The sequence below is a fragment of the Microbacterium meiriae genome (assembly GCF_040685015.1).
GTDB classification, from domain to species: domain Bacteria; phylum Actinomycetota; class Actinomycetes; order Actinomycetales; family Microbacteriaceae; genus Microbacterium; species Microbacterium meiriae.
Window position 1 is genome coordinate 1573108 of record NZ_JBFBHD010000001.1, and the last position, 18368, is coordinate 1591475.

An 18368-nucleotide genomic window follows, 5' to 3' on the forward strand; every position below is an offset into this window, starting at 1 on the left:
CCGGCTCAGGACTCGTTCCAGAGTCGTCGGTAGTACTCCAGCCTCGGGCGGTCGGGGTCGACGCCGTAGGCCGCGATGAGCGTGTCCTCCCACCCGGGACCGAAGTTCCACAGCGTGCTCATGGCGGCCACGGCGATGTCGGCCCACCGGTCGGCGACCCCGAGCGCGGCGAGGTCGACGTGGGCGACCGGACGGCCGTCGTCGTCGAGCAGGGTGTTGGGAAGGCACGCGTCGCCGTGGCAGACCACGAGCCGATCGACCGGCGGGGGCTCGTGCAGGTCCGTCGGCACCGTCGTCCCGCGGGCGGCGGCGTTCGCGATGCGCTCCGTAGGGCTCCACGTCCACGGGCACTCCGCGACGGGGAGGGCGTCGTGCAGGAGGCGCAGACCGACCCCGACCGCGCGCACGGCGGTCTCCGGAGACGACGCCCAGCGCGGATCCACCGCACTGCTGCCGGGGAGGGCTGTCGTCACGAGCCACTCGTACGCCTCGTCCTGGCCCTGGGAGATCACCTCGGGCACGGTGGTCCAGGTGCGGGCCCAGCGCATCCGCTCGGCCTCGTCACGCATGTTCGCCTCGGGATCGAGGGGACCCCATTTGATGTAGCGGCCGTCATCGGTGCGGAAGGTCAGGCCGCCGAGCGCGTTGCGCCACGCAGGGGTCAGTGCGGCCCCGGCGGCGAGTTCGCGCACCCGGGCGGGGACCTCGACGGACGCTGCGGGGATGCTCACCCGTCCATCCTGCCGGAACGCCGGTGTCGTAGGCTCGGGGGCGACGCGGCAGGCCTGCGGTGACACCAAGAACCGCATAGGCTGGGACTGCGTTCCATGCATGTCGCACGACGACGTTCGAAGGAGAACATCAGATGCAGATCAGCGGACAGGGGGCCCTCGTCACCGGCGGCGCCTCCGGACTCGGACTGGCCACCGCCCGTCGGCTCACGGCCGCGGGCGCGCACGTCACCATCATCGACCTCGCCTCGTCGAAGGGGGAGGAGGTCGCGGCGGAGCTCGGCGGTCTCTTCGTCCCCGCCGACGTGACGAGCGTCGACGAGGTCAAGGCCGCCGTCGCCGCCGCACAGGCCGCCGCACCGCTACGGGTCGTCGTGAACTGCGCCGGCATCGCCCCGCCCGCCAAGGTGCTCGACCGGGACGGCACCCCCGCCGTCCTCGCCGACTTCGAGCGGATCGTCCGGATCAACCTCGTCGGCACGTTCAACGTGATCTCCCAGGCCGCCGCCGTCATCGCCGCGAACGAGCTGCACGACGAGGAGCGGGGCGTGGTCGTGAACACGGCGAGCGTCGCCGCGTTCGACGGGCAGATCGGGCAGCCGGCGTACTCGGCCTCCAAGGGCGGGGTGCACGCGATGACCCTGCCGATCGCCCGCGAGCTCGCCCGCCACGCCATCCGGGTGTGCACCATCGCCCCCGGGATCATGGAGACGCCGATGCTCATGGGGCTGCCGCAGGAGGCGCAGGACTCGCTCGGTCAGCAGGTGCCGTTCCCCGCTCGCCTCGGACGCCCCGACGAGTACGCCGCCCTCGTGCAGCAGATCGTCGAGAACGGCTACCTCAACGGCGAGACCATCCGCCTCGACGGCGCCATCCGCATGGCCCCGCGGTGACCCCTCCCGGTGTTCGAATCGCCTGAATGACCCGATTCGAGCCGGAAATCCAGCCAATCACGCGATTCGAAACGAGAACCATGAGCACACTCGCCGGAAAGACCATCCTCATGTCGGGCGGCAGCCGCGGGATCGGCCTCGCGATCGCCCTGCGCGCGGCCGCGGACGGCGCGAACATCGCGATGCTCGCCAAGACCGACTCCCCGCACCCGAAGCTCGAGGGCACCGTGCACAGCGCTGCCGAGCAGATCCGCGCCGCCGGCGGCCAGGCGCTGCCGATCGTGGGCGACGTGCGGGACGACGACCACATCACCGAGGCCGTCATGAAGACGCAGGGCGAGTTCGGCGGGATCGACATCGTCCTCAACAACGCCAGCGTCATCGACCTCTCCCGGTCGCTCGACCTCTCCGCGAAGAAGTACGACCTGATGCAGGACGTGAACGTCCGCGGCACCTTCATGCTCTCCCGGGCCGCGGTGCCCATCCTCAAGGACGCCGAGAACCCGCACATCCTCTCGCTCTCGCCGCCGCTGAACCCCACCCCGAAGTGGCTCGGCGCCCACACCGGGTACACGCTGGCGAAGTACGGCATGACGATGGTCACGCTCGGACTCGCGGCGGAGTTCGCGGCCGACGGCATCGCCGCCAACACACTGTGGCCGCGCACGACGATCGCGACGGCCGCGGTGCAGAACCTCCTCGGCGGGGACAAGGTGATGGCCGCGAGCCGGACGGCGGACATCTACGCCGACGCCGCCTATGCCGTGCTCACCCAGCCGGCGCGCACGTACACGGGGCAGTCGCTGATCGTGGAGGATGTGCTCGAGGCGAACGGCGTCACCGACTTCTCGGGCTACGCCGCCGTCCCCGGCACTCCGGACAGCGCGCTGTTCCCCGACATCTTCCTCGACTGACGCGCTTCGACAGGCTCGGCGACCCACCGCTGGGTCCCCGAGCCTGTCGAAGGGCTGGGTCCCTGAGCCTGTCGAAGGGGTGGGTCCCTGAGCCCGTCGAAGGTCGCTGAGCCCGTCGAAGGGCTAGAGCAGCAGGTACACGGCACCGAGGACCGTCAGCACGATCACGATGCGGTCGAAGAGCCGCTGGTCCAGGCGCCGCGCCACCCGCAGGCCGAGCAGCGCGCCGAGCACCACGAGCGGCGCGAGGATCGCATCGGTGAGCAGCACGGGGCCGGTGAACAGCCCGATCCCGGCGAGGAACGGCACTTTGATCACGTTGATGATCGCGAAGAACCAGGCGGAGGTGCCGAGGAAAACCTGGACGGGCGTGCGGGTGGCGAGGAAGTACATCGACATCACCGGCCCGCCCGCGTTGGCCACCATGGTCGTGAAGCCGCCCAGCGTCCCGTAGACCCCGGCCAGCACCGCACCGCCCCTGGCCGCCGCCTCCTGCTCCGCCCTGGCCTGCCGCCACCGGCGCCACAGGGTCACGGCGATCATGAGCAGCAGGATCACGCCGATGGCGCGGCGAACGACCCCGTCTCCTGTCAGCGCGAGGAACGCGAAGCCGAAGAGGAGTCCTGCCACGACCGCCGGTGCGAGCCGCAGCAGCGTGGGCCAGTGCGCATGCCGTCGATAGGCGAGCAGCGCGAACACGTCGCCCACCATGAGCAGCAGGAGTGTCGCCGCCGTGGAGGTCCGCGCCGGGAGCACGGCGGCGAACAGGGCGATCGCGAGGATGCTGCCGCCCGGAAGAGCGGTCTTCGAGATCCCGATGACGACCGCGGCCACGCCGAGTGCGGCCCAGGCCCAGGGATCGAGCGCTGTCACCGCCGGAGCTCGGCGACGATGGCGTCGTACCCGCGGGCGGCCGCGAGGTCGACCGGCAGCATGCCGTCGCCGTCGCGGATGGTCGCGTCGGCGCCGCCGTCGAGGAGAGTGCGCAGCACCTCGACGTACCGGGCGGAGCCGTCGCCGAGCACGATCGCCTCGTGCAGGGCGGTCCAGCCGAGGTTGTTGATGTGGTCCGGATCGACGCCCGCCTCCAGGAGGATCTCGACCGTCGGCAGCAGGCCGCGTTCGGACGCGGGGATCAGCGCCGTGCCGCCGAAGCGGTTCGTGCTGCGGAGGTCGGCCCCGTGCGCCAGGGTCATCCGCAGGATCTCGTCATGCCCGCGGGCGCCGGCGTAGAGATAGGCGGAGTCCTGGATGTCGTCCTTCGCGTTCACGTCGGCGCCGGCCTCGATCAGGAGCCGTGCCGCGTCGACGCGGTTCGCCTTGGTGGCCGCGACCAGGGGAGTCATGCCGCCGTCGCCGCGGGCCTCGATGTCGGCGCCCGCGTCGAGCGCGCGGCGGACCGCGTCAGCGTCGCCCGCGGCGGCCGCAGCGAGCAGGTCGGATGTGGCGTCGGTCATGGGAGCCTCCGGGGTCGGTGGTGCGGGATGCGACGGCGCGGCCGTGCAGGCCGAGGCGAGCAGCAGCGCGCCCGCGAGCGCGACAGCCGCCGCCACCCGTCGCATCCGCATGCATCCGGTATACCAAATGATCCCGGAGGTGGGCGGTTCAGCCTCGCGTGGCAGCGAGGGCGGCCGCGAACCGCGAGGCCCGCTGCTCGATGTCCGCCCAGTCCGCGTTCGCGATGGCGGTGCCGTTCGCGAGGTCTCCACCGGCTCCCACGGCGACAGCGCCCGCCGCGAACCAGTCGGCGAGGTTGTCGGGCTTCACGCCGCCCGTGGGCATCAGCGGGGCGTCGGGGAACGGTCCGCGCAGCGCCCCGAGGTAGGCGGGGCCGCCGAGCGAGGCGGGGAAGATCTTCACGACGTCGACGCCGAGCTCGAGTGCGCCCATGACCTCGGTCGGCGTCATCGCGCCGGTCATCACGACGCGGTCGGTGTCGAGCATGGCGCGCGTGAGATCGGGAAGGGTTCCCGGGCTGACGAGGAACGCGGCACCCGCGTCGGCGGCCTGGGTCGCCTGCTCCGACGTCGTGACGGTGCCGGCGCCGATGTACGCGGCGTCTCCGTGACGGGCGATGAGTTCGCGGATCACGGCCGGGGCGTCCGGAGTCGAGAAGGTCACCTCGATGCCGGAGACGCCGCCGCGGATGATCGCCTCCGAGGCCTCCAGGGCCAGTTCCGGCGACGGGGCGCGGAGGACGGCGAGGATGCCGGTGGTGCGGGCGCGGGCGAGACGGTCGGACATGCTGCTCCTTGATCGAGGGGACGGGCCCATTCTTCCGCACCGCAACTTGTCATTACAAGTAGCCGGGGAGCGGCGTGGGAAGAGGGGTCGTGCCCAGGCGCCTCCCACCCGCATCCCGGTACCCTGGAGGGATGGCCGAGAACCCCCGCACACCCGAGACGCGCTCCGCGACAGCGCCCGCGTCGTCCCGTTCGGGGGCGATCCGCGAGACCCGTACCCCGCAGGTGCGCCCCGCGACCGAGGGCTGGACCCAGAAGAAGGACGCGGAAGGGCGCCCCCTGCTGCAGTTCGCGAGCCCGAAGCGCGGCAAGCCGCCGGTCCACCTCGCCGACCTCACCCCGGCCGAGCGCATCGAGAAGGTGAAGGAACTCGGGCTCCCCGGCTTCCGTGCCAAGCAGCTCGCCACCCACTACTTCCGGCACTACACGTCCGACCCCGCGGAGATGACCGACCTCCCCGCCGGTATCCGCGACGAGCTGGTCGCCGGCATGCTTCCGCCCCTCATGACCGAGGTGCGACGACTGGAGACCGACCGCGGCGACACCATCAAGTTCCTGTGGCGTCTGCATGACGGTGCTCTCGTCGAGTCCGTCCTCATGCGCTATCCCGGCCGCATCACGCTCTGCGTGTCGAGCCAGGCCGGCTGCGGCATGAACTGCCCGTTCTGCGCCACCGGGCAGGCGGGACTGACCCGCAACATGTCCACCGCGGAGATCATCGAGCAGATCGTCCGGGCGAACCGGGCCATCGCCAACGGTGAGCTGGGCGGCAAGAAGCGCGACGACCACAGCATGGAGCGCGTCTCCAACATCGTCTTCATGGGGATGGGAGAGCCGCTCGCCAACTACAAGCGCGTCATGGACGCGGTGCGCACCATGGTCGCCCCCCAGCCCGACGGTCTCGGCATGAGCGCGCGTGGCATCACGGTGTCCACCGTGGGTCTCGTGCCCGCGATACGGAAGCTCGCCGACGAGAACATCCCCGTCACGTTCGCCCTGTCGCTGCACGCCCCCGACGACCACCTTCGCGACGAGCTCATCCCCGTGAACTCGCGGTGGAAGGTCGACGAGGCGCTCGATGCGGCCTACGACTACTACGCCAAGACCGGTCGTCGGGTGTCCATCGAGTACGCACTCATCAAGGACATGAACGACCATGCGTGGCGGGCCGACCTGCTGGCGGAGAAGCTCAACCAGCGCGGTCGCGGGTGGGTGCACGTGAACCCGATCCCGCTGAACCCGACGCCGGGTTCGATCTGGACGTCGTCGGAGAAGGACGTCACGGACGAGTTCGTGCGGCGGCTGAACGACGCCGGCATCCCGACGACCCTCCGCGACACCCGTGGCAAGGAGATCGACGGCGCCTGCGGTCAGCTCGTGGCGACGACCGAGGACGAGGCTGCTGCCGCTGCCCTGGCCTGACGCGCGCGGTCGCGAGCCGCATCCGCGGCGCCGAGTCGCTCGGCCCGGTCGAGCCATCCGGTGATGGTCGCAGGGCGGGCGTGCTTCACGCCCAGCATCCGCGTTGTGCGGACGGCGCGGATGCCGCAGAAGCGCAGAGTGTTGCGGGCGACCTGGGTGTGCGCGGGCATTCCGGTGAACGGCACGGCGTACCAGGGCGTGTCCGCGAGCAGGAGCAGCCGGCCGTGCCGCGCCGGGAGGAGCCCCTGGGGGAGTCCGCGCTTCGTGTAGCGGTACTCCTGCTGGGGGAGGAGGGTGCGGTCGAAGAACCCTTTGAGCAGTGCGGGCACCGAGCCCCACCACAGCGGGGTGGTGACCACGAGCGCATCGGCTTCGTGGAGCGCGCGCCGCGCGTCGACGAGGTCGGGCTCGAGCGTCATGCGCTCCCGGTAGCCGAATCGCAGGTTCGGGTCGAAGTCGAGGTCGCGCAGCGCGAGCAGGCGCGCATCGCCGTGGCCGTCCGCGTAACGACGGGCGAGGGCGGCGGTGAGCGAGCGGGCGTCGGGGTGGCCGTCGATGACGAGTGCGGACATGCGGTTCCTATCTGGACAGTGTCAACCTGGTTGGACAGTGTCAACATAGGAAACAATGTTGCTTATGTCAAGTTCGAAGGACGGCTACCACCACGGTGATCTGGCGCGTGCGCTCGAGGACGCCGCGATGCGGCTGCTCGAGACGAGACCGGCCGCCGAGATCAGCCTCCGCGAAGTGGCGCGCGCGGCGAACGTCAGCCACAACGCCCCCTATCACCACTTCTCCGATCGCCTCGGGCTGCTCAAGGCCCTGGCCGAGCGGAGCATGGCCGACCTTCTCCGGCAGGTGCGTGTGGCGGCCCAGGGTGCCGCGACGCCGCACGACGCCCTCGTCGCCGGAGGATCGGCCTACATCCGCTTCGCCGTCGAGCATCCCCACGCGTTCGATGCCGTCTACGACCCCACCGTGTGCGTACCGGGGTCTCCTACCGAGACCATGGCCCCGCTGATCGAGGCGCTCGAGGGCGTGCTCGCGGAGGCGGCCGCCGCGGCGGGGCTCGACCGCCCGGCGGACGTCGTGTCGCTGTGGGGGCTGATGCACGGCCTGGGCACCCTCGCCGCGGCCGGCCACTTCACGCTCGACGACGCCCTGTCCGCCTACGCGGCCTCTCTCACCCGCTGACTCTTTCGAGTCGCGCACCTTGCTCCATTCCCGGCCGAGATGGAGCGATCTGCGCGATTCGAAGGGTTCTCGCCCCGGTCTTCCACGGTATGCACAGGCGGAGTTTCGTAGATTGTCGGGATGCCCTATTCCGCCCACCGCCCGGGTCGCTTCGACTCGCAGGGTCGGATCATCATCGACGGCGACCCGAACGCCGAGACGGATGACCTCGACTTCCTGCGCGAGTACGAGCCGACCGGCGACACACCCGCGCAGCCCGACGTCGCGTCCGACGACCCGACGTCCGAGCCGGTGACGGCGCCCGACGCCCCGGTCGACGCGGAGCCCGCCCCCGACCGTCCGGCGCGCCCGCAGCGCGTCCGGAAGTCGCGTCGCCGACGCACCGCCGCCGAACGCCTCCGTGCTCTCGCGATCCTCGGCGGGGCGGAGGGCGAGATCCTCGACAGGGTCCCCGGCGAGACCCCGCGCTTCGTGCAGATGTTCTTCGTGCTCGCCGGGACCGCCTTGGTCAGCGCGATCTCCATGCTCTTCGCCCTGACGACGGGGGTGCGCGCGGCGGTCTGGCTGGCCATCCCGCTCGCGATCGTGTGGGCACTGATCATCTTCAACCTCGACCGCTTCCTCACCTCGACCATGACGTCGACCCGCAACGTCTGGAAGCTCATCGGCCTCGCGATCCCCCGCGTCATCATGGCGGCGATCATCGGGTTCGTCGTCGCGGAGCCGCTCGTGCTGCAGATCTTCCACAACGACATCTCCCGGGAGGTCGCCGCGACCAACATCGTGCAGGCGCAGTCCGACCAGGAGGCGCTCGAGACCGGTCCGGAGAAGAAGGCGCTGGACGCGGCGTCCGAGCGCGTCGCGGCGCTTGAGAACCAGGCGGCGACGGGCATCGTCGCCGGGACCGAGTCGTCATCGGCCACGGAGTCGGCCGCCCAGTCCACGGTCGACGATCTGACGGCCAAGCTCACGGAGCAGCAGGCGGTGATCGACCAGGCGCGGACGCTGTATCAGTGCGAGCTCACCGGCGAGGGCGCGGGCACCGTTCCCGGCTGCACCGGTGTGAACGGCGAGGGTGCGAGCTCGCAGGCCGCGCAGGCCCAGCTCGCCGAGGCCCAGCAGACCTACGATGCACTGGCCGCCCAGCTCCGCACGGCCAACGAGGAGCTCGCCGCTGCCGGAAGCGCCGCCAAGGAGAACACCACGGCGTCGGAGTCGCAGAACCGTCAGCAGGCGCAGGGCGAGCTCCCCGCCGCGCGCGACACGTATGAGCAAGCGCTCGCGGCTTACAACGCCCGGGCGGACTCCGTGGCGCAGGGCAACGCCGGGGCGGTGGGACTGCTGAGCCAGATCAGCGGCCTCAACCGCCTGAGCGAGAAGGAGCCCACGATCCTGTGGGCGCACATCCTCATCGCGGCGCTGTTCTTCATGATCGAGCTGCTGCCGGTGCTGGTGAAGGTGCTCACGAGCTACGGCGACCCGAGCCTCTACGAGAAGGCGCTGGCCATCCGCAAGCAGGTCGCCCTGGACAGGGTGACGGCGGAGGGCTTCCGCGACCGCGCCGACATCGTCACCACCCCCGGGGCTCAGGCCACCTGACTCCTTTCGAATCGCTCACTGTGCTCCATCCCGGCCGGGTTCGGGACAAAGTGGGCGATTCGAACGCGGGAGAGGTCCCCGGACCGGGACGCCAGCGCGAGGGAACGGGTCAGGGCGACCGTGGACGGGGTGGTCTGCCCCGGGGTGCCGGTCACGGCGGCCTCGATGAGAGCGAGCGGTCCGAGGAGGGCGGGGTCGTGGGTGCGGGCGTCGTCGCCGAGCCAGTCGAGGAGTTCGCCCATGGTCCAATCCCGGTCGATTGGACCGAGATCGAGACCGATGCTGGTCGTGGGAACTGTCATTGGTCCAGAATCAGGTCTCATGGACACCCTCGACAGGGCCAATGCGACGCCGGTGGCCCACGGATCGGCCCCCGGCCCTCTCGTCCAGGGCGGGGAGGTCTCCGCGGCCGCGCTCGCCGCACGCCTCGGCCGCTGGGCCCATGGCGACGGCACCCTCTCCACCCGACTCGCTGCAGGGATCGCCGCCCTGATCGGCAGTGGTGAGCTGCGCCCCGCCGACCGCCTGCCTGCCGAACGCGCCCTCGCCGCGGTGGTCGCGGTCTCGCGGGGCACGGTCGTGTCCGCCTATGCGTCCCTCGCGGAGCAGGGTCTCGTGGAGCGCCGACAGGGCAGTGGGGCGAGGGTGTCGGGGGCGAGGACGGCGCCCGCGGCCGACCGCCGTCCGGGACGTGGCGAGGCGCTGTTCTCGGCACTCCCCAACGCGATCGACCTGCTCCGCACGGTCCCGCAGATCCCGGATCTGGGTGTGCAGCTCATCCGCGACCACCAGCCGCGGCTCGACCTCGCCCTGCTCCCGGAGACCGACCCCGCGGGTCTCCCGGCCCTCCGCGAACTCATCGCCGACATGTACCGCGCCGAGGGGACGCCGACCACGCCCGAGCAGATCCTCGTGACCCACGGCGCGCAGCAGGCCATCAGCCTCGTCGTCAACGCGCTCGTGGAGCCGGGGGACGTCGTCCTCGCGGAGGAGATCACGTGGCCGGGCGTGACCGACTCCGTGGGGTTGCGCGGCGGGACGGTCCACGGCGTGCCGATGGGGGCGGACGGCCTCGACGTCGATGCGCTGGAGCAGGCGATGGCACGACTGCGTCCCGTGCTCGTCGCGCTCAACCCGCACCACCAGAACCCGACGGGGACGCGTCTGCCCGGGGCGGCGCGGCATCGCGTGGCCGAACTCGCCGCGCAGTACGGGGTGCCCGTGATCGAGGACCGCGTCGTCGCCGGCATCTCGTTCGACGGGATCGTGCCGCCCACGCTCGCCTCGGAACGGCCGGACGCCCCGGTGCTCGTCGTCGAGTCCGTGTCGAAGTGGGCCTGGGCCGGGCTGCGGATCGGGTGGCTGCGCGCCGACCCCGTCCTGGTCCGACGGCTGCGCGGTGCGCGCCAGCTCGCCGACCAGTCCACGAGCGTGCCCGGCCAGCTCCTCGCCCTCGACCTCATCGCCCATGCGACGGAGCTCCGCCGCGCCAACAGTCGCGTGCACCGGGAACGCCTCCTCCTGCTGCAGGAGTTGATGGCCGCGCACCTCTCCGACTGGACCTACGACGCTCCGCGGGGCGGACTCTCGCTGTGGGCGGGGCTGCCTCGGGGCTCTGCGGCGGCTCTCGCGCGAATCGCTGCCGCGCACGGGGTCTCGATCGCGGGCACCGGGGCCTTCGCGGTCTCGGCCGCCGCGCCGGACGACCACGTGCGTCTGCCGTTCACCGCGCCGGACGACGTGCTCACCGAGGGGGTGCGCCGCTTGGGCGACGCCTGGCGCGAGTACCGGGAGACTCTCAGCAGCCCTGCCTAGGGTGACCGCATGACACCGGTGCCGCGCCCCACCCTCTGGATCTGCGTCGCGGGCGTGCTCGCCGTCACCGCGTATGCCGCGCTCGCCGCCGTGCAGATTCTCGTGCTGAACCCGCTCGCCGCGGCGCCGGGCGGCCTCTCCCTCGACGAGGTCAGGGCCGCGATGTCGAACGCCGGAGAGAGCCTCATGCCGCAGACCGTCCTCGGCATCCTCGGCGCGGGTGTGTGCCTGGGAGTCGGGACGGCGGTCGTCTGCCTCCTCACGCGGGCTCCGGCGGTGGTGGCCGGCATGACCTTCCTCGCGCTGCTCATGGGCGGGGCGCCGGCCTACTTCGTCGCGTCGTTCGGCCCCGGCATGGGGCTCGCCGACACCTTCGGCATCAGCGGCGCCGATGCCTCCCCGTGGGCGCTGCCCCTGTACGCGGTCAGCGCGCTCTCCGCGGTCGGGGTGCTGGTCGGGGCCGCGGTCACGTCCCGCCGCCGCGGGCCTTCGCCCGCCACTGCCTGATGATCGCGGCCGATCCGGCCCGCCGGTCCCCCTGGCGGGACTAGCGTTGGTCCATGGTCAACTATCGCTATCTCGGCAACAGCGGTCTCAAGGTCTCGGAGATCACCTACGGCAACTGGGTCACGCACGCCTCGCAGGTCGAGGACGACGCCGCGGTCAAGACCGTGCACGCCGCCCTGGATGCCGGCATCACCACGTTCGACACCGCGGACACGTACGCCAACACGGCCGCCGAGGTCGTGCTCGGCAAGGCCTTGGAGGGTCAGCGTCGCGAGAGCCTCGAGATCTTCACGAAGGTCTACTTCCCGACCGGTCCCAAGGGTCCGAACGACACCGGCCTGAGCCGCAAGCACATCATGGAGTCGATCAACGGCTCGCTGCAGCGTCTCGGCACCGACTACGTCGACCTGTACCAGGCGCACCGCTTCGACCACGAGACCCCGCTGGAGGAGACGTTCCAGGCCTTCGCCGATATCGTGCGGCAGGGCAAGGCGCTCTACATCGGCGTCTCGGAGTGGACCGCGGAGCAGCTCCGCGACGGGCACGCGCTGGCGAAGCAGCTCGGCATCCAGCTCATCTCGAACCAGCCGCAGTACTCGATGCTGTGGCGGGTCATCGAGGGCAAGGTCGTCCCCGCGTCGGAGGAGCTCGGCATCTCGCAGATCGTCTGGTCGCCGATGGCGCAGGGCGTGCTCAGCGGCAAGTACCTGCCGGGGCAGCCGGTGCCGGAGGGCTCGCGGGCGACCGACCAGAACTCGGGTGCGGGCTTCATCAAGAGCTTCCTGCAGGACGACATCCTCACCGCGGTGCAGCGCCTCAAGCCGATCGCGGAGCAGGCGGGGCTGTCGATGCCGCAGCTCGCGATCGCGTGGGTGCTGCAGAACCCGAACGTCGCAGCGGCCCTCGTCGGCGCCTCCCGCCCGGAGCAGCTCGCCGACACGGTCAAGGCCTCCGGCGTGAAGCTCGACGCCGACACGATGACCGCGATCGACGAGGCTCTCGGCGACACGGTCAACCGCGACGCCGAGCACACGTACTCGGTGTCGCCGAAGTCCCGGCTCGTCTAAGCCTTCGAAGAGCGCAGATGGTCCCATTCCGTCGCGGAATGGGACCATCTGCGCGATTCGGGCGGGTTACTCCTTGACGGCCCCGGCCGTGAGGCCCTGGACGATCCAGCGGCTGGCGAGGGCGAACATCACCATCGTCGGGAGGATCGTCAGCACGGCCGCGGCGCTCATGGAGCCCCAGTCGATGTTGAACGTGGAGATGAAGCCGTTCAGCGCCGATGGGACGGTGCGGTTCGCGTCGGTGTTCATCAGCACGACCGACAGGAACAGCTCGTTCCAGCAGTTCACGAAGTTGAAGATGAACGCCGCGATGATGCCAGGCGTCATCACCGGCACGAGCACCCGGAACAGGGCACCCAGGCGCGAGCAGCCGTCGATCATCGCCGCCTCCTCCAGCGCGTCGGGGACGTTCTCGAAGAAGCCCCGCAGCATGACCGTGGAGAACGGGATGCAGATCGCGATGTAGACGAGGATGAGCCCCGGCTTGGTGTCGACGAGTCCCAGGTCGGTCATCATCGAGTACAGCGGTCCCAGGGCGATGAACGCCGGGATCATCTGCGTCAGCAGGAACGCGATGAGCACCGCCCCCTTGCCGCGGAACTCGAACCGCGCCAGCACGTACGCACTGAGCAGGGCGATGAGCGTCGCCACCGCGCCGGCCGACACCGCCACGATGGCCGAGTTCGCCAGGAACGTCCCGAACGAGCTCTTCTCGAACAGGCTCGTGAAGTTGTCGAGCGAGGGCTCGCTCGGCCAGTACTCGATCGGGAAGCGGTTGATCGTGCCCGGCGACTTGAACGCGGTGAGCGTGATCCAGTACAGCGGGAACAGCGTGATGAGCAGCCACAGCCCCAGGCCGACGACACGCACCACGCCGCCCACCGTGACGCGGGGCTTCGGGCGCGGGGCGGCCTTCGGGTCGGGCACCGTGATGCGACGGGTCTCCGTGACCGAGGAGCCGGTCCGGACGGATGAGGTGATGGTCATCGCTGCACTCTCCGCATCGCCATCAGGTAGAACGCGCAGAACACCATGAGGAAGGCCACGACGATGAGCCCGATGGCGCTCGCGATGCCGTAGTTGCCCTGCTGCGTGTAGTTGATCATCCACGTCGTGATGATGTGGGTCTGGTTGGCCGGGCCGCCGTTCGTCATCGCGTAGATGATGTCGGGGAAGTTGAAGATCCAGATCACGCGCAGCAGGATCGTCAGCAGCAGCGTCATCGAGATGTACGGGATGATGATCGAGAACAGCTGCCGCACCTTGCCGGCGCCGTCCAGGCTCGCCGCCTCCAGCATCTCGTCCGGCACCGACTGCAGGGCCGCGAGGATCATGATCGCGAAGAAGGTCACGCCGTACCAGATGTTCGCGACGATCACGGCGAACATCGCGAGCTTCGGATCGGCCAGCCACGGCAGCGGCGCGTCGATCAGCCCCGCCTTCATGAGCAGGTCGTTGACGACGCCGAACTCGGCGTTGAACATCCAGCGGAACAGCATGCCGATCAGGAAGCCGGACACCGCCCACGGGAAGAACACCAGCGCCTGGTAGAGCCCGCGGAAGCGGAATCGCTTGCGCAGGGCGAGAGCGATGAGGAAGCCGATCACGAGCTGCGGCACGAGCGAGCCGACCACCCAGAGCACGGAGTTCCACGCCACGGTCGGGAACGCCGGGTCCCGGAAGACGGCGAGGAAGTTGTCGATGCCGACGAACGGGGTCGACGTGAGGTCCCACAGGTTCCAGTCGTGGAACGCCATGCGGGCGCCCTGCAGCATCGGCCAGTACGTGAACCAGCAGACGAAGACGATCGCCGGCGCGAGGAACGCCAGCAGGGTGAGCGCAGTGCGACCCCGGAACGGCCGACGACGCGATGCCGGGGAGGCCCCGCCGGCGGTGCCGACGGAGCCCCCTTCACGGATGGTGCGGGCCACGGATCAACCCTTCTCCGCGGCGTACTTCTCGGTCCAGAACGCGTCCCACGAGGCGAGGAGGTCCTTCGTGGACATGTTGCCGAGCAGCACGCTCTGCACGTCCTGGTCGGACTTCTGGATCCACTCGGTCCACCAGCTCACCCCACGCGGCTGACGCACGTTGACGTAGGTCTCCGGGTCCTCGGTCATGGTGACGTAGCTCGTCCAGGGGCCGGTCGAGTAGAACTCGTCGTCCGCGGCGGCCGCGATGATCGGGACGAGGCTGTTCGCCTGCGCGAACTCGGTGGCGGGCTCGGCCGACGACAGGAACTCGACGAGCTTGACCGCCGCCTCCTTGTGCTCGCTGTTCTCCGCGACGCCCCAGCCGGCGACGGCGAGGGGCTGCGCGGCCTTGCCGGACGGGCCGACGAGCAGCGGGGCGGTGTCCCACTGGTCTTCGGTCAGCGAGGAGTCCTGCACCGTCGCGATGACCTCCGGGTCCTGCAGCAGGAACGCGGTGGTGCCGTTGGTGAACCCGGCGACCATCTCGGGGTAGCCCCACGAGACGGCGGACGGCGGCGAGGCCTCTTTGAACAGGTCGAAGTAGTCGTCGACGGCCTCCTGGGCCTCGGGCGCGGCGAAGATCGTGGAGCCGTCCTCCATGAGGAACGCGTCCTCCGTGTCGAGGCCGTCGATCGTGTAGGCCTCGATCGCCGCGACGACGTTGCTGTTGGCGTTCTGGCCGCCGCGGAAGGCGTAGCCGTAGATGTTGTTCGACGGGTCCTGGATGGCGGACGCCTGCTCCAGCAGGTCCTTCCAGCTGTGCGGCGGGCCGTCGAAGCCGGCCTGCTCGACGAGGTCCGTGCGGTAGAAGAGCGACAGGCCGTAGAAGCCGTAGGGGACGAAGTAGCTCTTGCCGTCCTCCGCGACCGATGCCGACTGCGCGTTCTCGGTCAGGGCGTCCCAGCCGTCCCACTTCTTCAGATCGTCGCCCAGGTCGTACAGCCAGCCGTTGTTCGCGAACGGCCCGACGGTGATGTCGCGCACCTCGAGCACGTCGACGCCCTTGCCGGACTGCAGCATCTGCTGGATCTTCTGGTCGGCCTGCTCGGTGGGCGGGGAGACCAGGGTGACGGTGATGTCGGGGTTGTCCTTCTCGAACTCATCGAGCAGTCCGCGGAGGAGCTCGGTGCGTGCCGGGTTCGTCAGGCTCTCGACCATCTGGAGCGTGACGCTGCCGTCGCCGCCGGACGAGCCGGAGCCTCCGGAGCATCCGGTGAGTGCGAGGACGGCGACGGTGCCGACTCCGGCTGCGGTCGTCAAGATCTTGTTCTTCACGATGTGCCTCTCGGTGGGGGTGGGTGGGTGTTCGGGTGGGTCGTGCGGGAGGTGATGCGAGTCAGGGGAGGATGAGGGCGTCCGCGGGGCGGATGCCGGCGCGGCGCAGGATCGCCGGGACGCAGCGCTCGACGAACGCCTCGACGTCGGCGGCCTCGGTGTACAGGTGCGCGGAGAGGCGGAAGTAGCCGACGCCGCGGAAGCTCGTGAACGCGGTCTCCACGCCGACCTCGTCGAGGAGGTCCATGCGCAGCGCGTCGGCCTCCTCGCGGGTGGCACCGAGGCCGAGCGGCAGCCGGATGAGGCGCATGGACGGCACCGGTGAGGGGAGCGGGGTCAGCGGGTCCTCGTCGCCGAACGGGCGCAGGGCCTCGGCGATGAGCTCGGCCCCCGCGTCGGCGCGCGCTGCCATGGCTTCGCGGGCGGCCGCCCATCCGAACTCGGCCTCGATGAACTCGATCGCGGTGGGGGTGGCGAGGTACGTCGTGGCGTCGATCGTGCCCTGGGTGTCGAAGCGCTCGGGGTACGGCTCCCGCGCGGCCCAGGAGTCGATCAGTGGCCAGAGTTCGTCGCGGTCGGGGGCGGTGGTGACCAGGAGGGCGGAGCCGCGCGGGGCGCAGGGCCACTTGTGCAGGTTGCCGAACCACCAGTCGCCGCCGGCGACGGCCGCCGCGTCCGGGATGAGGCCGGGAGCATGGGCGCCGTCGACGAGGGTGCGCACGCCGCGCTCGGCCGCGAGGTCGGCGATGCGGCGGGTCGGCAGCAGGCGAGCGGTGGGCGAGGTGATCTGGTCCACGACGAGCAGCCGCGTGCGCGGGGTGAGGGCGTCGGCGAACAGCTCCACGATCTCGTCGTCATCGGCGAGCAGGGGCAGGGCGACCGTGCGGACGGCGGCGCCGAACCGGCGGGCGAGGCGCTCGGCTCCCATGGTGATGGCGCCGTAGCCCTGGTCGGTGACGAGGATCTCGTCGCCCCTCTCGAGCTGGAGGGCGTTGTAGATGACGGTGGCCGCGGCGGAGGCGTTGGGCACGAACACGCTGTCCTCCGCGCGGGCGCCGACGAACGGAGCCGTCCGCTGCCTCGCTTCCTGCACGCGCTCCGCGATGCGCGGGAACCACTCCACGGGGCTCAGGTCGGCACGGCGGCGCAGGGCGTCCTGATGGGCGACCACCACCGACGGCACCGCCCCGAAGGACCCGTGGTTGAGGTGGATCACGGTCGGGTCGAGCGGCCAGGCGTCGCGCGCCCGCAGGCCGGAGTTCAGCGTGAGCGGAGCGGGGAACTGCGGAGCGGGCATCGGACCTCATCGGTGAGTGGGGGCGAGTTGTTGCACAACTTTGCCACACGCCTTCGGTTTTGGCTACGAAAGCGCGAAGATGAAACATAGTTGTCATACGAGTTTGCGGCCGCCGGTGTGTCCGACAGACTTCACGAGGGGTGGGGGAGTGGCGGAGAGGATGACGATGAGCGCACTCGACACGGCGCTGCACGGGCTGCGGGCCCTCATCGCCGACGGCGCTCTGCGCCCCGGCGACCGGCTGCCGAGCGAGGGAGAGCTCTGCGAACGGCTCGGCGTCTCACGGGGATCGCTCCGTGAGGCCATCCGGACTCTCGCCGCGCTCGGCGTGCTGGAGACGCGGCACGGCTCCGGGAGCTACGTCAGCGAGCTCCGCGCGGCCGATCTCATCGGCAGTCTCTCGCTCACGGTCGGGCTGCTGCCGATGGCGGGGGTGCTGGAGCTGACGGAGCTCCGACGGGTGCTCGAGCCGCATGCGGCGGCGCTCGCCGCGGCCCGCATCGACGAGGACACGGTGGCCGCACTCGACGAGGTGCTCACGGAGATCGAGTCGACGACGGACTTCGAGGCGCAGTCCCGCCTCGACCACGAGTTCCACATGGCCATCTCCTCGGTCGCGGGCAACGAGGCCCTGACCAGCCTGATCGACGTGCTGCGCTCCCGTTCCCGGGCCTACCGGATATCCGACCCCGAGGACGCCGCGGAGCTCAAGATCCACTCCGATGCCGGTCACCGCGCGATCCTGCGCGGCCTCGCCGCCGCGGATCCGGTGGCAGCCTCCGCCGCCGCGTCCGCCCACGTCGCCTACACCGAGTACTGGGTGCGGCGATACTCCGGCCTCTGACTGCGTTCGAATCGCGCGATCGGTCCCATCCGGCGGCCGGATAGAGCCATTCAGGCGATTCGAACGGGGTCAGCCGAGGGTGATGTCGACCTGGATCTCCGACGCGAGGCGCTCGAGGTCGGCGCGCAGGGCGTCGAGGTCGACCGTCGGCGGGACCTTCGCGATCACCGAGGCCTCGAACAGTCGCCCGCCGGCCATCGCGGCCTCCCGGGTCTCGGTCGTGAGCTCCTCGATGCTCAGGGCGTGCGCGTTCAGCACCGCCGACACCTCCCGCACGATGCCGGGGCGGTCGTTGCCGAGCACCTGCATCACGATCAGCTGCTCCTCGTCCTCCGACGGCCCCGGCGTGCCGGTGAGCACCGACAGCGTGAGCAGCCCCTGGCCCTGGATCGCCCGGAGCGCGGTCTCGAGCTCCCCCGTGCGCTCCGTCGGCACGGACACCTCGATGACACCCGCGAACGTGCCGGCGAGTTCGGCGAGGGAGCTGTTCTCCCAGTTGCCGCCGTGGGCATCGACGACATCGGCGACGGCGGCCACGAGGCCAGGACGATCGGCACCCGCGACGGTGAGGATGAGTGTGGTCATGGGGTCAGC

At 70.6% G+C, this 18368-nt stretch carries 20 protein-coding genes; 9 read left to right on the top strand and 11 right to left on the bottom strand.

Annotated features, from left to right (window positions below; translation table 11 throughout):
- Positions 1–5 precede the first annotated feature (5 nt).
- The gene (locus tag AB0N68_RS07700; protein WP_187662548.1) at positions 6–731 is read right to left on the bottom strand and encodes an aminoglycoside 3'-phosphotransferase; all 726 of its coding nucleotides are present in this window, start codon (positions 729–731) and stop codon (positions 6–8) included.
- A gap of 134 nt (positions 732–865) precedes the next feature.
- On the opposite strand from AB0N68_RS07700, the gene AB0N68_RS07705 reads away from it, so the two are divergent.
- Positions 866–1624 (top strand): SDR family NAD(P)-dependent oxidoreductase, encoded by a 759-nt coding sequence (locus AB0N68_RS07705; protein ID WP_187662547.1) that lies wholly within the window; start codon positions 866–868, stop codon positions 1622–1624.
- 80 nt (positions 1625–1704) lie between these two features.
- Entirely contained in the window at positions 1705–2538 is an 834-nt protein-coding gene (locus AB0N68_RS07710; protein ID WP_025104853.1) for an SDR family oxidoreductase, read from the top strand.
- A gap of 123 nt (positions 2539–2661) precedes the next feature.
- Here AB0N68_RS07710 and AB0N68_RS07715 read toward each other — a convergent pair whose 3' ends face one another.
- From AB0N68_RS07715 to AB0N68_RS07725, 3 genes are read right to left on the bottom strand one after another with little or no spacing between them, the layout of a single operon-like run.
- Positions 2662–3411: a sulfite exporter TauE/SafE family protein gene (locus AB0N68_RS07715; RefSeq protein WP_187662546.1), complete on the bottom strand. Its 750-nt coding sequence runs from the start codon at positions 3409–3411 to the stop codon at positions 2662–2664.
- The gene (locus AB0N68_RS07720; RefSeq protein ID WP_313366525.1) at positions 3408–4106 is read right to left on the bottom strand and encodes an ankyrin repeat domain-containing protein; all 699 of its coding nucleotides are present in this window, start codon (positions 4104–4106) and stop codon (positions 3408–3410) included. Before AB0N68_RS07720 ends, AB0N68_RS07715 begins: the two co-directional genes overlap by 4 nt.
- 37 nt (positions 4107–4143) lie before the next feature.
- Positions 4144–4782 (bottom strand): bifunctional 4-hydroxy-2-oxoglutarate aldolase/2-dehydro-3-deoxy-phosphogluconate aldolase, encoded by a 639-nt coding sequence (locus AB0N68_RS07725; RefSeq protein WP_187662544.1) that lies wholly within the window; start codon positions 4780–4782, stop codon positions 4144–4146.
- Between the two features lie 131 nt (positions 4783–4913).
- Between AB0N68_RS07725 and rlmN the strand changes: the two genes are divergently transcribed.
- Complete coding sequence (gene rlmN / locus AB0N68_RS07730) at positions 4914–6203, top strand: dual-specificity RNA methyltransferase RlmN (RefSeq protein ID WP_232089110.1); 1290 nt, start codon at positions 4914–4916, stop codon at positions 6201–6203.
- Here the strand turns inward: rlmN and AB0N68_RS07735 are convergent.
- A complete protein-coding gene (locus AB0N68_RS07735; RefSeq protein WP_187662543.1) occupies positions 6152–6775 on the bottom strand; it encodes an NAD(P)H-dependent oxidoreductase in 624 nt (207 codons plus the stop codon). The genes rlmN and AB0N68_RS07735 overlap by 52 nt on opposite strands.
- A gap of 64 nt (positions 6776–6839) precedes the next feature.
- Here AB0N68_RS07735 and AB0N68_RS07740 point away from each other — a divergent pair, with 64 nt between their 5' ends.
- A complete protein-coding gene (locus tag AB0N68_RS07740) occupies positions 6840–7397 on the top strand; it encodes a TetR/AcrR family transcriptional regulator (RefSeq protein WP_187662542.1) in 558 nt (185 codons plus the stop codon).
- 120 nt (positions 7398–7517) lie between these two features.
- Positions 7518–8996: a DUF4407 domain-containing protein gene (locus tag AB0N68_RS07745; protein WP_187662541.1), complete on the top strand. Its 1479-nt coding sequence runs from the start codon at positions 7518–7520 to the stop codon at positions 8994–8996.
- Here the strand turns inward: AB0N68_RS07745 and AB0N68_RS07750 are convergent.
- Positions 8984–9298 (bottom strand): hypothetical protein, encoded by a 315-nt coding sequence (locus AB0N68_RS07750; RefSeq protein WP_313366526.1) that lies wholly within the window; start codon positions 9296–9298, stop codon positions 8984–8986. The two genes, AB0N68_RS07745 and AB0N68_RS07750, sit on opposite strands and share 13 nt — an antisense overlap.
- A 19-nt stretch (positions 9299–9317) precedes the next feature.
- On the opposite strand from AB0N68_RS07750, the gene AB0N68_RS07755 reads away from it, so the two are divergent.
- From AB0N68_RS07755 to AB0N68_RS07765, 3 genes are read left to right on the top strand one after another with little or no spacing between them, the layout of a single operon-like run.
- Complete coding sequence (locus AB0N68_RS07755; RefSeq protein ID WP_292793434.1) at positions 9318–10811, top strand: aminotransferase-like domain-containing protein; 1494 nt, start codon at positions 9318–9320, stop codon at positions 10809–10811.
- A gap of 9 nt (positions 10812–10820) precedes the next feature.
- The gene (locus tag AB0N68_RS07760) at positions 10821–11318 is read left to right on the top strand and encodes a hypothetical protein (protein WP_187662538.1); all 498 of its coding nucleotides are present in this window, start codon (positions 10821–10823) and stop codon (positions 11316–11318) included.
- 53 nt (positions 11319–11371) lie between these two features.
- Positions 11372–12385: an aldo/keto reductase family protein gene (locus tag AB0N68_RS07765; RefSeq protein WP_187662537.1), complete on the top strand. Its 1014-nt coding sequence runs from the start codon at positions 11372–11374 to the stop codon at positions 12383–12385.
- 66 nt (positions 12386–12451) lie between these two features.
- On the opposite strand, the gene AB0N68_RS07770 is transcribed toward AB0N68_RS07765, so the two are convergent.
- From AB0N68_RS07770 to AB0N68_RS07785, 4 genes are all read right to left on the bottom strand, one after another.
- Positions 12452–13372 (bottom strand): carbohydrate ABC transporter permease, encoded by a 921-nt coding sequence (locus AB0N68_RS07770; protein WP_197971853.1) that lies wholly within the window; start codon positions 13370–13372, stop codon positions 12452–12454.
- Complete coding sequence (locus tag AB0N68_RS07775; protein ID WP_187662536.1) at positions 13369–14316, bottom strand: carbohydrate ABC transporter permease; 948 nt, start codon at positions 14314–14316, stop codon at positions 13369–13371. The genes AB0N68_RS07770 and AB0N68_RS07775 overlap by 4 nt, the downstream gene beginning before the upstream one ends.
- 3 nt (positions 14317–14319) lie before the next feature.
- Positions 14320–15633 carry an ABC transporter substrate-binding protein gene (locus AB0N68_RS07780; protein ID WP_187662535.1) on the bottom strand — a complete coding sequence of 438 codons (1314 nt, stop codon included), beginning with the start codon at positions 15631–15633 and terminating at the stop codon, positions 14320–14322.
- Positions 15634–15694: 61 nt separating this feature from the next.
- Positions 15695–16930 carry an aminotransferase class V-fold PLP-dependent enzyme gene (locus AB0N68_RS07785; RefSeq protein WP_292793422.1) on the bottom strand — a complete coding sequence of 412 codons (1236 nt, stop codon included), beginning with the start codon at positions 16928–16930 and terminating at the stop codon, positions 15695–15697.
- Positions 16931–17096: 166 nt separating this feature from the next.
- Between AB0N68_RS07785 and AB0N68_RS07790 the strand changes: the two genes are divergently transcribed.
- On the top strand, positions 17097–17774 hold the full coding sequence (locus AB0N68_RS07790) for a FadR/GntR family transcriptional regulator (protein ID WP_085605550.1): 678 nt from the start codon (positions 17097–17099) through the stop codon (positions 17772–17774).
- A gap of 69 nt (positions 17775–17843) precedes the next feature.
- On the opposite strand, the gene AB0N68_RS07795 is transcribed toward AB0N68_RS07790, so the two are convergent.
- Complete coding sequence (locus AB0N68_RS07795; protein ID WP_187662533.1) at positions 17844–18359, bottom strand: glycine cleavage system transcriptional repressor; 516 nt, start codon at positions 18357–18359, stop codon at positions 17844–17846.
- Between the last annotated feature and the right edge of the window lie 9 nt (positions 18360–18368).

What these genes read in the sequence shown, in the direction of transcription:
- AB0N68_RS07705 (WP_187662547.1), top strand. Translation starts at nt 866, where the DNA reads ATGCAGATCAGCGGACAGGGGGCCCTCGTCACCGGCGGCGCCTCCGGA.
- AB0N68_RS07710 (WP_025104853.1), top strand. Translation starts at nt 1,705, where the DNA reads ATGAGCACACTCGCCGGAAAGACCATCCTCATGTCGGGCGGCAGCCGC.
- AB0N68_RS07720 (WP_313366525.1), bottom strand. Translation starts at nt 4,106, where the DNA reads ATGCGGATGCGACGGGTGGCGGCGGCTGTCGCGCTCGCGGGCGCGCTG.
- AB0N68_RS07725 (WP_187662544.1), bottom strand. Translation starts at nt 4,782, where the DNA reads ATGTCCGACCGTCTCGCCCGCGCCCGCACCACCGGCATCCTCGCCGTC.
- rlmN (WP_232089110.1), top strand. Translation starts at nt 4,914, where the DNA reads ATGGCCGAGAACCCCCGCACACCCGAGACGCGCTCCGCGACAGCGCCC.
- AB0N68_RS07735 (WP_187662543.1), bottom strand. Translation starts at nt 6,775, where the DNA reads ATGTCCGCACTCGTCATCGACGGCCACCCCGACGCCCGCTCGCTCACC.
- AB0N68_RS07740 (WP_187662542.1), top strand. Translation starts at nt 6,840, where the DNA reads ATGTCAAGTTCGAAGGACGGCTACCACCACGGTGATCTGGCGCGTGCG.
- AB0N68_RS07745 (WP_187662541.1), top strand. Translation starts at nt 7,518, where the DNA reads ATGCCCTATTCCGCCCACCGCCCGGGTCGCTTCGACTCGCAGGGTCGG.
- AB0N68_RS07750 (WP_313366526.1), bottom strand. Translation starts at nt 9,298, where the DNA reads ATGACAGTTCCCACGACCAGCATCGGTCTCGATCTCGGTCCAATCGAC.
- AB0N68_RS07755 (WP_292793434.1), top strand. Translation starts at nt 9,318, where the DNA reads ATGGACACCCTCGACAGGGCCAATGCGACGCCGGTGGCCCACGGATCG.
- AB0N68_RS07760 (WP_187662538.1), top strand. Translation starts at nt 10,821, where the DNA reads ATGACACCGGTGCCGCGCCCCACCCTCTGGATCTGCGTCGCGGGCGTG.
- AB0N68_RS07765 (WP_187662537.1), top strand. Translation starts at nt 11,372, where the DNA reads ATGGTCAACTATCGCTATCTCGGCAACAGCGGTCTCAAGGTCTCGGAG.
- AB0N68_RS07770 (WP_197971853.1), bottom strand. Translation starts at nt 13,372, where the DNA reads ATGACCATCACCTCATCCGTCCGGACCGGCTCCTCGGTCACGGAGACC.
- AB0N68_RS07785 (WP_292793422.1), bottom strand. Translation starts at nt 16,930, where the DNA reads ATGCCCGCTCCGCAGTTCCCCGCTCCGCTCACGCTGAACTCCGGCCTG.
- AB0N68_RS07790 (WP_085605550.1), top strand. Translation starts at nt 17,097, where the DNA reads ATGAGCGCACTCGACACGGCGCTGCACGGGCTGCGGGCCCTCATCGCC.
- AB0N68_RS07795 (WP_187662533.1), bottom strand. Translation starts at nt 18,359, where the DNA reads ATGACCACACTCATCCTCACCGTCGCGGGTGCCGATCGTCCTGGCCTC.